Genomic DNA, 13,122 nt, shown 5'->3' on the forward strand with positions numbered 1-13,122 from the left:
TTATACGCAATGTAAGGAACAATTAAACATGACAGCCATTTTTAAGAGGGAATTTTGATACTTTCCCCTCAAGGTATATAACATTAAATACATTCATTTCAGGAAGGCTTTTTAACTCACTATCAGTAGCTCCCCCCATGCATTCATCAGCTACCCAAACGTCCCCACCAACAATTCTTTTATTAGCTTCTCGATCTAATTTAGACAGCGGTTCAGTGCCAATGATAGGCCACGTACCATTTTTAATTAGCTTGGTTGCTGTGTATATCAACTCAAAAGAATCACTTTTCAGTATAATTGGGTGTTTTTGATTTTTATCTAGTTTCTCAGAAAACACTTTCAAAAGAGCTATATTTTTAAAATATTTAGATATATACAGGACTTTACATACCCCATAAGTACTTTCAAAAGGAATCGATACTATTGCACCTTCAACCACTTTCACTCGCATCTAAAATGAATCCCCATAATTTGATGATGGCAACTAATGAGCCCGTAGATTAACTCGTCTTTTTATTTATTTTTATTGATAAACAAACCATAGCTGAGTTCCTATTTTGGTTCAATCGATTACAGTATTTTCACGCAGAAGATAAAAATAATCTGATGTTGTTTTAATTGGTGTTTTATAGAAGTTACTGATGTTTTTTTGTGGCTTATTTGAGGTTAAAAGAACAAAATTTATAGTGGGTGAAGTCAATTTATTCATCCCTTTATTCACTGTAATATTCCGCTTTTTATTTAAAAGAAAGCCGGTTCGATACAGCCGAGCCGTTTGCCATTCTTTAATAAACAGCTATCGTCGTCCGACTGGGCTGTCTATTTTTACTTTCATTATGCCTACATGGCTCAGCTTTTTTTCGTGATTCATTATATAACAATGAACACTTCATACTGTTTTTGTTGACCTTTTTCGTAATAATTAGGATGGGTGTCATCCTAATTACATCCTAATTAATTTTTTACCTAAACCTAAAATAATTTTAATTCCCACTGAAACCTACACTTTGAATGGTAACCGGTATAATATTCAATTTATTCAAACTCATAGGTGACGTTCTTGCCATAATTTTCCCACTTCACCACAAGAATACGATCATCACCATGGTGCTCAATACGATCATGATTAAAATACCCTTCATGTTTCTCAACATAATCTCGGCCAATAGCATCCGTTTCTCTATAAAACATGCGGAAAAAAGCATAATATTTTTGTGTATCTTTTACACTTAACGTTTCTTTATTATAACTCTCTACCACTTCACGTAGAGCAACTTTATCGTCTGGTGCGTTTGCGATAACAAAATATTTAGTATTAATGCTAAGGGTATCGCCGGCATAGGACACTGTTGAGTCGGTGTAAGATAGTTGCTTTAAAGGAAATATCTCCACTGATTGAGAAGATGGACCGTTCTCGCATGAACTCAAAAAACTAAGAGATAAAATTGTTAACACTGTTGTAAGAAGTTTCATTCTTATTATACCTTGCTGCCAAACATAAAACCCCCTCAAAGAGCATTCATGCTTATTTAATCGAACCACTAATTTATTTTTATTGATAAACAAACCATAGCTGAGTTCCTATTTGGGTTCAATCTATTACTGTACTTTTACGTAGCATATAAAGAAGTGTTTGGTGTTGTTTTAATTGGCGTTTTAGAAGGGATTACGGGTGCTTGAGTAGTTTTATTTTAGGTTAAAAGGGCTTCCCCTTCTCAGTGCATCGTGTTTTGCAGCTTTTCTATATTATGAACCAGGCAATACAGTTGCCGCAGCGTAAAGTAAAGGCAAGCAGGTTTAATACAGCCAAGTCGTTTGCCATTCTTTAATAAACTGCTATCGCCATCCGATTGGGCTGTCTATTGTTACTTTTATTATGTCTACGTAGCTCAGCTTTTTGTGTGATTAATTATTTATAATAATGCACTCTTTATGCTGTTTTTGTTGGCTTTTTTCGTAATAGTTAGGATGGGTGTCATCCTAACTTTGTTTGCTTGAAAATTTACAATTAATTAATAGCTAAATTTTACTAGTCGTTCATCTCAGCGCGTGTTGTTCGTTGTCTTTTTATGGTCGTTTGACCATATCGAATGCAATACCTGCAACCAGTACAACTGCTTCAAGCGTAACAGATAAAACCCAGCGTATTAATCTATACGATAAATCTGTTAAAACTACTCCTGGCTTACCGGCAAACACCAACATATGACCCAACATACCTTTTTGTTGCTCAGCAAAGTGTCCTGGCATTTTAGCAATCTTAGTTAGTAATATTGCTACTTTATCGTAAAAAGTTATGCTGTTGGTAACCATATGTTGGATTTCGTACAAATACCCCGTATCTCGTAACAAGGTAAGTAAGGCTGCACCTAAACGATAAGCCCATCTTGAAGTAAAGCTAGCTTGATGGCGGTCTTCATAATCGAGTCTGACCTGCTCTTGATGTCGGAAACCACAGTTTTTATTAATAGCGGCAAAAGATTTAAAACCACTAGCAGTATTGATATACCCGGGAGAATCACCAGCCATACGGTGTGCATTAGCTGAAATAGTTTGACCTGCATTTAATAAATACTCCCCTTGCGTATGAACAAAAGGCCAAAAAGGTAAGTGTGTCACGGGGTCTCCCGCATGTACGCAACGAAATACTTTATGCAAGCTATTACTAGTTTTGTCAGCAAAGCTGGCATAGCCTACACGCGGTGCACCAAAGGTGTATAAGTTAATCTTTCGTTTACTTTGTTTGTTATGCAACCAGTTAGCGGCCAAGGTTGCTAATGCACCACCTAAACTATGACCGACAAAATGCACAGGTCCTGTTGTGTTATTATTAAAGTAAGTTTCTAACGAGGGGCGGATTGAATTGAATGTTTTATTAAACCCTGAGTGAGCGGGTAAATTATTCGCACTGGTACTTAAAAACCACAATTTCCATCAGTTATTGCATCACGCTTGTTGTCTGTGCCACGTAAAGCAATTACCGTATGGCCATCATATCTACCACGAGGTATACCTGTACCGACAAGAGCAAAACCTGTTTTGTGACCAAAAAGGTGCTCTATAAAAGTACCACTAACGCCTTGAGCAACGTTATTAAAATCGAAATCGAAATCTTCATTTAAAAATTCTAATGATGGAGTGGCATAACGTCCATCAACTTTCTTTTTTATTTCGTATGCTGCTTCAGCAAAGTATACTGCTAGTGTAGGAGAAAGTTCTCGCATTATATATCCTTATTTTATTTTATTACCATCATCATCTTCGAAGTGGTGAATTTTAAAGTCTGAGTCCCAACGACAAATACTGGAAGCAGCAGAAGATCGATTAGGAGCGTTGATATTTTCAAAACTAAAGAAAACTGCAGCGTCCTTTATGTCAGCGTTTAATTGAGATAGTTTTTTATCAAAAGCAGGGCACGGCTCTATCATAGATAAATACGTTAGCCACAATGGATAGAATTTCTTTTTATAAAAAAAACCAATTGATTGAAGTGTTTTTGGCTCTGCAAATAACCGACCTGGGGTATTAGAACGTATATTAACAGCAGGCATCGTAAAAGCCCCCTGTTTATCTGTACGTGTAGTGTCAATCCTTGTTTTATTATCTGCGTATTCCAGCTGCCGCTTAACCTTGATACCTACTAAGGGCTCTCCGTTGTTTAGTAATCGACCAGACACAGCAGAACATAAATGTACATCATATCTTTTTAAAAAATTAAACATATATATCCTTATAATAAAATTATGCTAATACATTACTTAATTATTAATAAATACGCAATCTAAAAACAATCCTTAAGGGTTAATTTTTCAATACAAAATACCTTAGCTAATTCAAGTAACTTATCTTCACCCCACCCTCGTCGATGCTCGTAAGATTGACCAGTAACAAAAATTAAACTCGACAGCCATCTTAATTAAAAGCAAAATTTAGGATAGATGTCACTGTTAATTTCGCCCTCAGACCAAACCAGACAGCCACATTAATTGAACAAACAAAACTGTGCCACTAAATTTGCTCTTCAGGTTCAGAATTAATCTTTTATTACTGGGTCGCTTTCATTTCATCTATTAAATAAGTCATTAGCCCTATTAAACCTGAATTATACGCATGAGAATATCTGCATAATTGCAGTTTTAATTTTACTGAATGTTTTTTTAATTTATGCGAGTAACTTTTCGCAGTTGCTAATATTCACACGCCGCTTTCTGTTTAAGTTTTCACAGTAACTTGCTTGTGAGCTTGGCCTGCCTACTGCACCATGAAATACGCGCGTAAATTGCGTAGTGAGTTTTAACCAGTTTTCTGTGGAGATATTAAGCCTTTCTAACAAAGGTAGGTTCATATTATCAATATACCCGCGGTTATCCTCTCGTATTATCCGCCCTGTTAGCTCAACAAGCTCAAGGTACGATTTAAGCTCAAACGGCAGCCCTTTGGGCATTATTTGACGTGGCTTGCCTGCAAAACGCAGTAGTGGTTTTGGCTGCTTGCTTATGGTGGCGCTTTTTAATCGCTTTTGTACGCTGGTGTGGTCTGATTCTTCTGGTGTATTAGCCATTTTGGCTCTGATGGGATTTAAATCAACATAGGCCATACAAGCTGCAAATGCTGCTTCATCTAGTAATGCTTGCGATTTAAATCTGCCTTCCCAAAACCTGCCAGTGCAGTTATCTTCTTTATTTGCTCTGCGCGCAATATCTTCATTTAGTAATCGCATAAACCAGCTGATACTTGATAGGCGTTCTCGGTATTGCTTCACTGTTTGATTAAAAAAGATAAGCTCAACTTTACTTAATTTTTCACCTTGTACATATTTTTGTGTTAATAGTGTGCCTTTACAGAGTTTATGCCAACGGATAATAATCGCTTTATCATTTAGCCTATTCGCTTTTTTATCATCAACATACATTACTAAATGCGTATGATTACTCATTACGGTATAAGCACATACATCAATACAAAATATTTTTGCCAATAAGAGCAACCTATCTTCAACCCAGCCTCGTCGATGCTCATAAGATTGACCTGTAAAGTCATCTTCACCACACAAAAAAGCACGACGCACGCAACGTGAAATACAATGGTAGTATTTTGTATCAACCAAACTTACTTGACGTTTTCTCGCGATTGCCATAAGACACCCTGCTTGTTTTTTGCACTAAACAAAGGCTAGCCTCTAACTCCGTAAAGTGCAAAATTTAGGATGGGTGTCTTGTTTATTATTGTTCTGAATAGTTTTGCTGAGTAAATTAAATTTTATGCCAGTAGCTTTTCGCAATTACTGATATTTGCCCGCCGCTTTCGGTTTAAATTTTCACAGTAACCTGCTTGTGAAGATGGCCTGCCTACTGCACCATGAAATACACGTGTAAATTGTGTGGTGAGTTTTAACCAGTTTTCTGGGGAGATATTCACTCTGTCTAGTAAAGGCAAGTGTGTACTTTCAATATACCCTCGCTTGTCTTCTCATATACAACGGCCTGTTAATTCAACAAGTTCTAGGTACGATTTAAGCTCAAACGGGAGTCCTTTTGGCATTATTTGGCGTGGCATGCCTGCAAAGCGAATTAGTTTTTTGGGTTGTTTGCCATCCTTTGCGTATGTTAAACGTTCTTGGACGCTGGTATGGTCTGACTCTTCTGGCGTTTTGGCCATCTTGGCTCTAATGGGGTTTAAATCGACATACGCCATACAGGCGGCAAGTGCAGCTTCATCTAATAATGCTTGCGATTTGAATCTTCCCTCCCAGAATCGTCCTGTGCAGCTATCTTCTTTATTTGCTCTGCGCGCAATATCTTCATTTAGTAACCGCATAAACCAACTGATACTTGCTAGGCGTTCACGGTATTGTTTAACCGTTTGATTGAAAAAGATGAGTTCAACTTTACTTAGCTTTTCACCCTGTAGATATTTTTGCGTTAACAATGTGCCTTTACAGAGTTTATGCCAGCGAATAACAATCGCTTTATCATTCAGCCTATTCGCTTTCTTATCATCAACATACAGTACTAAATGGGTATGATTACTCATTACGGCATAAGCACATACATCAATACAAAATATCTTGGCTAATTCAAGCAGCTTATCTTCAACCCAGCCTCTACGATGCTCGTAAGACTTCCCAGTAAAGTGGTCATCACCACACAAAAATGCACGACGAACACACCGTGAAATACAATGGTAGTATTTTGTATCAACCAAACTTACTTGACGCTTTCTTGCAATCGCCATAAGACACCCAGCTCGTTTTTTGTACTAAATAAAGGCTAGCCTCTAACCTCGAAAAGTGCAAAATTTACTATGGGTGTCTTGTTGATTTTCATGTTAATTTCATGCGCTTGTTAAGTGCAAATTTTAATACTGCCCTTTTAGCCATCTTTTTGCTGTGATTTTTTCAAGCTTTCGTCTGTACTTGTTTGGTGAAAACTCTTCTACAATACCATTCATAACATCGAAAATATCTGCTGATATAATTGCTCCAATAGCATGAATTGTTTCATGCCTATTCAAGCCTTGTCTCATGAGTTTTGCGAAAGTTTCTGGTATTAATTTAACCTTCATAGCTAATTGATTTTCAACTATTACATGAATTGATGAATGTACACTTAAAGCATCCTCGGTTAATTCGTGATCTAAACCAATATGGAAATCATGAACTAATTCAATTCTTGTAGCTTCATCTAGGGCTAACCAGTTTTCGGGTTCTACTACTTTATTGGGATTATATATATCCATGTTGCCTCGAATGCATGAGTTATCTTTGCACCTAACGAGCCTGTAGATTAACTCATTTTTTATTTGTTTTTATTGATAAACAAACCATAGCTGAGTTCCTATTTTCGTTCAATCGATTACTGTGTTTTTACGCAGGATATAAAAAAGTGTTTGATATTGTTTTAATTGACGTTTTGAAAGGGATTAAGGGTACTTGAGTGGCTTTTATTTAGGGTAAAAGCGCTTACCCTTCTTAATGCATCGTGTTTTGCAGCTTTTCTATATTATGAATGAGACAATACAGTTGCCATTGCGCATTCACTTTCGTTTGACCCCGTAAGGTCAATTTATTCATGCCTTTATTCACTGTAATGTTCCCGAACACTGGCTCAATACACCCGAGTCGTTTGCTATATTGTCGTCGACCTATGGGGCTGTCTATTTTTACTTTCATTTTGTCTACATAGCTCAGCTTTTTGCGCGATTCATTATATAACAATGAACACTTCATACTGTTTTAGTTGGCTTTTTTCGTAATAGTTAGGATGGGTGTCATCCTAACTTTGTTTTCCTTGTCGTAATTCAATTAAGCGATGGCTTCTTGTTAGTTTTTTATTTAACTTAATCCTATTTATTAGGTGTTTTTTAAATTCTATCATTTGATATAAAAGGCAACATATTCGTAATTTTCAAAATCAAATAATATCCGTTTTGATCGCTTTGAATCTCGCTTCCATATTTAGATATTATCTGATATTTTTTATCATCATTGTAGGTAAACGTAAATTTTACTGTTTTTTCCTTTTGGTAATCATCAAATTCCACTTTCCCATTTTTACAAACTTCCTTAATATCAAAGCTTTTAGCCTGTTCAGATTTTCCGCTAGGTAAAATCATATTGGCTTGTAAACTACCGCTGATTTCTCTGTCACAACGCAGATGAACAGTTAATATGGGTTCCATTGGATACCAATTGTAGCTGGCAAAAATAACAACAGATACGGAGATTAACGAAAAGAAAATATTTCTTCGGTTCACTTTACCACCTCATTAACATAATCCACTTCATCTCTATGCCCCAGTCTTAACAATTCAACTTCAACGGGTGACCAATTAATGTCATCTTTGACAGCTGATTGCGCGGTAACTACCATTTTTCTCATCCCATGGTATAGTGCAACTGCAAATCGCACTGTATCCAAAGTAGAACGCCCAGCCTTATTTGCTGCTTTGATGCGAACCGCTACATATGCAGTAACCACAAAATCTTCTATCTTAGAATTTCTATAAATAGTGCTATAATTTGGCTGTATCTTCGCTTTATAAGTATTAAAATCCCAATAATGTTGATGTGTAGTCAACTCTGTTTTCAACAATTCAGGGATAAATATACGGTTAATATATTCCTCAAAAACACTCCTGAAATTACTTTGACTTATAACATCTGTATATGCAAGCTGACCTAGTTGTCCTCTGCCAATTGTAGAGCCGTCAATACCTACTCTTTCAAGCATGGAAAGACGAGCTCTTTCTGCAGTATAAATGCGAGTGACCAGATCAAAAGTAAGCATCTGAGAGTGTAAGTTTGGTCGTTTTCTTTTAATCAAGTTTATTGCTAGGTCAAAGTTGTTGGATATTGGTTGGAATTGTGTATTAGCCCTCAACTTTGCTAGAGCTATTTTGTCTCTGGAAGAAAATATTCGCGGAGGTAGCATTGCAAGAGCTTTATACAGACGAAGAACCCCCTCTGCATCAATATTTCTCAATTCTGTATTCGTTGCTCCGTTAATAATTTTTTGAGCTTCATTGTCTTTTTGATTAGATTTTGCGCTGGAAAGCCTTCTAGTAATGGCAGATGTATTTAATAGCATTATTACTCCTTTTGTAAAGTATAAAAGTTAAATTACGATTATTTGAAATCGTCCTCAGAGGGCTAAAGGGAACATCCAAAGGCACTACAGCTGATACTTTAATTGCTCCCTATTTTTATAGTGATTTCTTGTTTACGAATATAGTAAAAAACTATATTTTTATCTAAACCTGCTGTAGATATAAAGTATTCTCTAGCCTAATAAAATCTAACGAGGCTGTAGAATAACTCCAACAACCAAATTCAATTAAAAAAACGAGCTCCTGCAATTAATTCTAAGCGTTGTTAAAGCATTAGGTAATGCATTTGGACCCCATATAACTGGCTATTTTTCTTAAAAAAGAGTAATTCTACAACCTCAACTCCCTATTAAGGGGCATATTGTAGTTGGCTAAAATTGTGAACGGAGCGAAACAGCCAACTGTAATTTTTCCCGCTTTAACAGCTTCTTAGCAAGAATATACTATATCTGTGCGTAACACATATTTTACCCCGCTAGTTACTACAGATCCTTTATGCCACTCATGATGTTCGAAACACAATGCAGTACCTGTAACAGGATTAATTGAAATGTTGTCAGTGCGAAACAGAGTATCACCACCTGTATAATCATCATTAAGATAAATTAGTAGCGTTAATCGGGTTTCATTCTCTTTTATTTTTTGTTTTCCATCTTTGTGCATATTGAATTTATGCCCACGAAAGTATTTATAAAATCTAAAGTGTGGGGATAACTCAATGGCTTTTGTATCCGAAAAAGTAGGAAATTCAATACCTGATAATTTATCCCAAAGTGTTAAAGCTAAAGGCCTGAAAAATAATTTAAACGCTCATTATTTCTAATATTGCTCAAAACCTGTCTATTGCCAGAAAGTTGAACATCCGCACTTTCATATCCAATAGATTCGCTTAATTCAATAAACTCGGCGCATTCTTTTTCAGTTAAAAATACTTTAACTTCGAAGATTTTCACCGTATGTGAATATTTATGCATAATTTGAAGTTCTTGCTAACGCCGCGTTAAGCAGAAAAATTGTGGGTTATAATGTGTAGCGAAACGTAACTCACTGTTTTCGTTCCGTTTAAACACCTTATTAACTACCTATCTTATTCAGCAACTCAAAACCTAACTTTTGCACTTGAGATTGTGAATTTTCAGAAAGCTGTTTTGCTACATTGGTAAACTTAGACTCAGGATGCTTCAGCAACCAATTCGCTAGAGATTCTTGTACAAAGAAATCATCATGATTTAATAAGCTATCTACAATTTCATCATCTAGTTCATTCGTTAGATTAAGATATATATCGATAATTGCTACGGCTTCATCCGTATCAGTTAATGACAGGGATTTAAGCGCATCAAGGCAATCAAATGATACACCTTCTTCACCGATCAAATCCTCAATATCGATACAGTTAACACTTGCATAATTTAAAGCACTAACAAAAGAAGAAATAGATGAGAATACGATTTCAAAAACGGAATCATGAGAATACTTGATTACAGCGCCTTTACACGGTCCTTTAGAAATATAGCAATATGGATTTGAGTTATTTGCATCGTCAAGAACCCAAAAACCTAACTCTAAACCAACGCCAAAACTACTTAAGCACTCGCTATACTCTGCTCCCTCTTCCAAGTTAAGACAGTTAATGCTTAACTCATCATTTTTTAGGAACGCATTAAAAGACAAATACTCTACCAAGTCTTTAGGTGCTGAACCAATAACCTGTTCTAATTTCTGAGTTATTTTCATGAGACTCCAAGAGGTAGCTAACGAGCCTGTAGATTAACTCGTTTTTTAATTTGTTTTTATTGATAAACAAACCATAGCTGAGTTCCTATTTTGGTTCAATCAGTTATAGCTATTTTACATTAAATATAAAAGAGAATTTGCTGGTACTTTAATTGGCGTTTTGGATGGGAGTTGCTACACAATAAAGTAAAGGCATTCGCTTTCGCTTGGCTCCGTAAGGTCAATTTATTCATGCCTTTGTTTACTGTAATGTTCCGCTTTATATTTAAAGGAAAGCCGGTTCGATACAGCCGAGTCGTTTGCCATTCTTTAATAAACAGCAATCGTCGTTCGATTGGGCTGTCTATTTTTACTTTCATTATGTCTACATAGCTCAGCTTTTTGAGTGATTAATTATTTATAACAATGAACATTTCATACTGTTTTAGTTGGCTTTTTTCGTAATAATTAGGATGGGTGTCATCCTAATTTTTGATAATTTTTGATATTATGAATAAGGCAATACAGTTGCCGCAGTGAAAAGTAAAGGCATTCACTTTCATTTGACCTCGTAAGGTCAATTTATTCATCCCTTTATTCACCGTAATATTCCGCTTTTTATTTAAAGGAAAGCCGGTTCGATACAGCCGAGTCGTTTGCCATTCTTTAATAAACAGCTGTCGTCGACCTATGGGGCTGTCTATTGTTACTTTCATTATGTCTACATGGCTCAGCTTTTTGCGTGATTCATTATTTATAACAATGCACTCTTCATACTGTTTTTGTTGGCTTTTCCGTAATAGTTAGGATGGGTGTCATCCTAACTTTCTGTGGGTGTCATCCTAACTTTCTGTATTTTTACGTAACATATAAAAAAGTGTTTGGTGTTGTTTCAATTGGTGTTTTGGAAGGGATTACAGGTATCTGAGTCGCTTATTTGAGGTTAAAAGGGCTTCCCTTTCTTAATGCATCGTGTTTTGTAGCTTTTCTATATTATGAACAAGGCAATACAATTGCCACACAATAAAGTAAAGGCATTCACTTTCGCTTGAGCCCGTAACGCCAATTTATTCGTGCCTTTGTTCACCGTAATGTTCCGCTTTTTATTTAAAGGGAAGCCAGTTCAATACAGCCGAGCAGTTAGCCCTTCTTTAATAAATATCAATCGTCGTCCGATTCGGCTGGCTATCTTTACTTTCATTTTGTCTACATAGCTCAGCTTTTTGCGTGATTCATTATTTATAACAATGCACTCTTCATACTGTTTGTGTTGGCTTTTTTCATAATAATTAGGATGGGTGTCATCCTAATTTTTCTTTTGTTTTAAGTCCTGAGTTATCAACTCTTCACTCAGTCCATCTTGTGATTGGTGACGTTCAATAATACGTTTGCTTGCGCGTTCTAGTTTTGCTTTTTTGCGGTCTAACTCATCGAATTTGCCGCTCCACTCCTTACTTGCATTGGACTTTAATTTACACCCATCAATGGCAAACATGTTGCGACCTATCAAGCCTTCCTCATCACATATCATCAATACTTGCGTAAAAAGGGGTTCAACCTGTTCATGCATTTTAGCCACAAAACCCGCTATAGATGTGTAATGCGGCTGGATATCACCCGACACACTCATAAATAAAATGTTCGTCTCACACGCTTTAGCAATTCGGCGGCTACTAATTAAACCATGAGCATAACCCAGTAAAATAATCTTTAGCATTACCGAAGGCGGATACGCCGCCGCGCCCGTTTTGTCATTGTTGTACCACGTGTCAAAGCCCGACAAGTCGAGTTTATTTTCGACAATATAACAAAGGGCATACTCAAAGGTGCCAGGCAAAATTTGCTCAGCGAAATTGATAGGAATGAATTTATTTTGACAGGATAAGTCAGGCTTATAGTTAGCCATAACAGTTTACCGTGGGTGAATAATATCTATTAGATCACAGCGAATGAATGGATTCAAGGTTAAAAAGCAATCAATTGAAAATAGTAGAATACGTTCCTAAAAAGAGTAATTCTACAGCCTCAACGCCCAAATAACAGGCTAAAAATAGTAGGCTAAAATCGAGCGAAGCGAAGAGCCTACTGTTTTTAGTCCTTGTTGATTTTCTTGTTAGCTGTTTGTTATTTAGAGGGTTTTTCTCGTTTAAATTCCATAAGTTCATCCATTCTTAATTCTTTTGAAATGGGATCTGTCATTGCTGCTTTTTGTATCTCTTCATCTGTCATCGTTTTGACAGCTTTCCAATTAGTAGACCCAATAGCATTTTTTGCAGCAGAGCTACTTACTCGTTTAATTCCCATGATATTCCCTTATTTCTTCTTTACAGGTTTAAATTCATCTAATTCATCATCAGTAGGTAATGCCGAGTCTGGATCTTCGGAAGCTGCTTTTTCAATTTCGCTATCCTCTAAAGCATCCACATCATCCCAATTTGTCGTACCCTTAGATTTATTTGCTTCTTCAGCAGTAATTTTTGTAATAGCCATTATTAAACTCCAATATTAATTTTAATAAAACCTTGCATAAGATTTTTGCTCGCTTTTTGTAGCTTTTCTCGCAGAAATAATCCGAATGGTATTTTCAGACCTTTCAGTATATACAACAAATAATACGCGTTGTTGAGTCATACCAATAACTTGATATCTTTCTTCTCCGTAATCAACGCGATTATCAATTCTTGTTACTCTTCTTTCATCAAAAAAAACTTTCATAGCATTGTGTAGTGGTCAATAAAATTTGGCCACAGTTTTAGAGTCTTTGTATCTAATCTCAGATTCATTTGGCGCTAAACCAGC

The 13,122-nt window shown here is 36.2% G+C and carries 17 protein-coding genes and 1 pseudogene; all 18 read right to left on the reverse strand.

The features are described 5' to 3' along the window. Window positions 1-22: 22 nt before the first annotated feature. A complete protein-coding gene (locus I6F65_RS05255) occupies window positions 23-445 on the reverse strand; it encodes an Imm26 family immunity protein (protein WP_197111834.1) in 423 nt (140 codons plus the stop codon). 590 nt (window positions 446-1,035) lie between these two features. Then, on the reverse strand, window positions 1,036-1,473 hold the full coding sequence (locus tag I6F65_RS05260) for a hypothetical protein (protein ID WP_197111836.1): 438 nt from the start codon (window positions 1,471-1,473) through the stop codon (window positions 1,036-1,038). 594 nt (window positions 1,474-2,067) lie between these two features. Beyond that, complete coding sequence (locus tag I6F65_RS05265; protein WP_197111838.1) at window positions 2,068-2,928, reverse strand: lipase family protein; 861 nt, start codon at window positions 2,926-2,928, stop codon at window positions 2,068-2,070. Next, the gene (locus I6F65_RS05270; RefSeq protein WP_197111841.1) at window positions 2,916-3,224 is read right to left on the reverse strand and encodes a hypothetical protein; all 309 of its coding nucleotides are present in this window, start codon (window positions 3,222-3,224) and stop codon (window positions 2,916-2,918) included. The genes I6F65_RS05265 and I6F65_RS05270 overlap by 13 nt, the downstream gene beginning before the upstream one ends. A 9-nt stretch (window positions 3,225-3,233) precedes the next feature. Further along, window positions 3,234-3,722, reverse strand: a complete 489-nt coding sequence (locus I6F65_RS05275) for a DUF6795 domain-containing protein (RefSeq protein WP_197111843.1) — start codon at window positions 3,720-3,722, stop codon at window positions 3,234-3,236. Window positions 3,723-4,162: 440 nt separating this feature from the next. After that, the gene (locus tag I6F65_RS05280; RefSeq protein ID WP_197111845.1) at window positions 4,163-5,137 is read right to left on the reverse strand and encodes a transposase; all 975 of its coding nucleotides are present in this window, start codon (window positions 5,135-5,137) and stop codon (window positions 4,163-4,165) included. Between the two features lie 122 nt (window positions 5,138-5,259). Further along, a pseudogene (locus I6F65_RS05285) lies at window positions 5,260-6,234 on the reverse strand (transposase). A 123-nt stretch (window positions 6,235-6,357) separates the two neighbouring features. Next, window positions 6,358-6,738, reverse strand: coding sequence for a hypothetical protein (locus I6F65_RS05290; RefSeq protein ID WP_197111846.1), 381 nt, complete (start codon window positions 6,736-6,738; stop codon window positions 6,358-6,360). A gap of 232 nt (window positions 6,739-6,970) precedes the next feature. Then, window positions 6,971-7,228 (reverse strand): transposase, encoded by a 258-nt coding sequence (locus I6F65_RS05295; protein ID WP_197111849.1) that lies wholly within the window; start codon window positions 7,226-7,228, stop codon window positions 6,971-6,973. A gap of 134 nt (window positions 7,229-7,362) precedes the next feature. Further along, window positions 7,363-7,755 carry a hypothetical protein gene (locus I6F65_RS05300; RefSeq protein ID WP_197111851.1) on the reverse strand — a complete coding sequence of 131 codons (393 nt, stop codon included), beginning with the start codon at window positions 7,753-7,755 and terminating at the stop codon, window positions 7,363-7,365. Then, window positions 7,752-8,588, reverse strand: coding sequence for a hypothetical protein (locus I6F65_RS05305; protein ID WP_197111852.1), 837 nt, complete (start codon window positions 8,586-8,588; stop codon window positions 7,752-7,754). Before I6F65_RS05305 ends, I6F65_RS05300 begins: the two co-directional genes overlap by 4 nt. Window positions 8,589-9,036: 448 nt before the next feature. Continuing rightward, window positions 9,037-9,360, reverse strand: a complete 324-nt coding sequence (locus tag I6F65_RS22105) for a 2OG-Fe(II) oxygenase (RefSeq protein ID WP_197111872.1) — start codon at window positions 9,358-9,360, stop codon at window positions 9,037-9,039. Window positions 9,361-9,389: 29 nt separating this feature from the next. Continuing rightward, entirely contained in the window at window positions 9,390-9,581 is a 192-nt protein-coding gene (locus I6F65_RS05315; protein WP_197111854.1) for a hypothetical protein, read from the reverse strand. Between the two features lie 100 nt (window positions 9,582-9,681). Further along, a complete protein-coding gene (locus I6F65_RS05320) occupies window positions 9,682-10,344 on the reverse strand; it encodes a hypothetical protein (protein WP_197111857.1) in 663 nt (220 codons plus the stop codon). 1,285 nt (window positions 10,345-11,629) lie between these two features. Then, the gene (locus I6F65_RS05325) at window positions 11,630-12,229 is read right to left on the reverse strand and encodes a transposase (protein WP_197111859.1); all 600 of its coding nucleotides are present in this window, start codon (window positions 12,227-12,229) and stop codon (window positions 11,630-11,632) included. A gap of 218 nt (window positions 12,230-12,447) precedes the next feature. Next, window positions 12,448-12,627 carry a hypothetical protein gene (locus I6F65_RS05330; RefSeq protein ID WP_197111861.1) on the reverse strand — a complete coding sequence of 60 codons (180 nt, stop codon included), beginning with the start codon at window positions 12,625-12,627 and terminating at the stop codon, window positions 12,448-12,450. Window positions 12,628-12,636: 9 nt separating this feature from the next. Then, complete coding sequence (locus I6F65_RS05335) at window positions 12,637-12,813, reverse strand: hypothetical protein (protein WP_197111863.1); 177 nt, start codon at window positions 12,811-12,813, stop codon at window positions 12,637-12,639. Between the two features lie 21 nt (window positions 12,814-12,834). Further along, the gene (locus I6F65_RS05340; RefSeq protein ID WP_231613116.1) at window positions 12,835-13,038 is read right to left on the reverse strand and encodes a BrnT family toxin; all 204 of its coding nucleotides are present in this window, start codon (window positions 13,036-13,038) and stop codon (window positions 12,835-12,837) included. Between the last annotated feature and the right edge of the window lie 84 nt (window positions 13,039-13,122).

Origin of the sequence: Pseudoalteromonas sp. SWXJZ94C (assembly GCF_015864385.1) — a bacterium.
In the GTDB taxonomy this organism is placed as follows: domain Bacteria; phylum Pseudomonadota; class Gammaproteobacteria; order Enterobacterales; family Alteromonadaceae; genus Pseudoalteromonas.

Excerpts from the sequence above, each read along its gene's own strand:
- I6F65_RS05260 (WP_197111836.1), bottom strand. The coding sequence starts at position 1,473 with ATGAAACTTCTTACAACAGTGTTAACAATTTTATCTCTTAGTTTTTTG.
- I6F65_RS05270 (WP_197111841.1), bottom strand. The coding sequence starts at position 3,224 with ATGCGAGAACTTTCTCCTACACTAGCAGTATACTTTGCTGAAGCAGCA.
- I6F65_RS05275 (WP_197111843.1), bottom strand. The coding sequence starts at position 3,722 with ATGTTTAATTTTTTAAAAAGATATGATGTACATTTATGTTCTGCTGTG.
- I6F65_RS05280 (WP_197111845.1), bottom strand. The coding sequence starts at position 5,137 with ATGGCAATCGCGAGAAAACGTCAAGTAAGTTTGGTTGATACAAAATAC.
- I6F65_RS05290 (WP_197111846.1), bottom strand. The coding sequence starts at position 6,738 with ATGGATATATATAATCCCAATAAAGTAGTAGAACCCGAAAACTGGTTA.
- I6F65_RS05295 (WP_197111849.1), bottom strand. The coding sequence starts at position 7,228 with ATGAAGTGTTCATTGTTATATAATGAATCGCGCAAAAAGCTGAGCTAT.
- I6F65_RS05305 (WP_197111852.1), bottom strand. The coding sequence starts at position 8,588 with ATGCTATTAAATACATCTGCCATTACTAGAAGGCTTTCCAGCGCAAAA.
- I6F65_RS05315 (WP_197111854.1), bottom strand. The coding sequence starts at position 9,581 with ATGCATAAATATTCACATACGGTGAAAATCTTCGAAGTTAAAGTATTT.
- I6F65_RS05320 (WP_197111857.1), bottom strand. The coding sequence starts at position 10,344 with ATGAAAATAACTCAGAAATTAGAACAGGTTATTGGTTCAGCACCTAAA.
- I6F65_RS05325 (WP_197111859.1), bottom strand. The coding sequence starts at position 12,229 with ATGGCTAACTATAAGCCTGACTTATCCTGTCAAAATAAATTCATTCCT.
- I6F65_RS05330 (WP_197111861.1), bottom strand. The coding sequence starts at position 12,627 with ATGGGAATTAAACGAGTAAGTAGCTCTGCTGCAAAAAATGCTATTGGG.
- I6F65_RS05335 (WP_197111863.1), bottom strand. The coding sequence starts at position 12,813 with ATGGCTATTACAAAAATTACTGCTGAAGAAGCAAATAAATCTAAGGGT.
- I6F65_RS05340 (WP_231613116.1), bottom strand. The coding sequence starts at position 13,038 with ATGAAAGTTTTTTTTGATGAAAGAAGAGTAACAAGAATTGATAATCGC.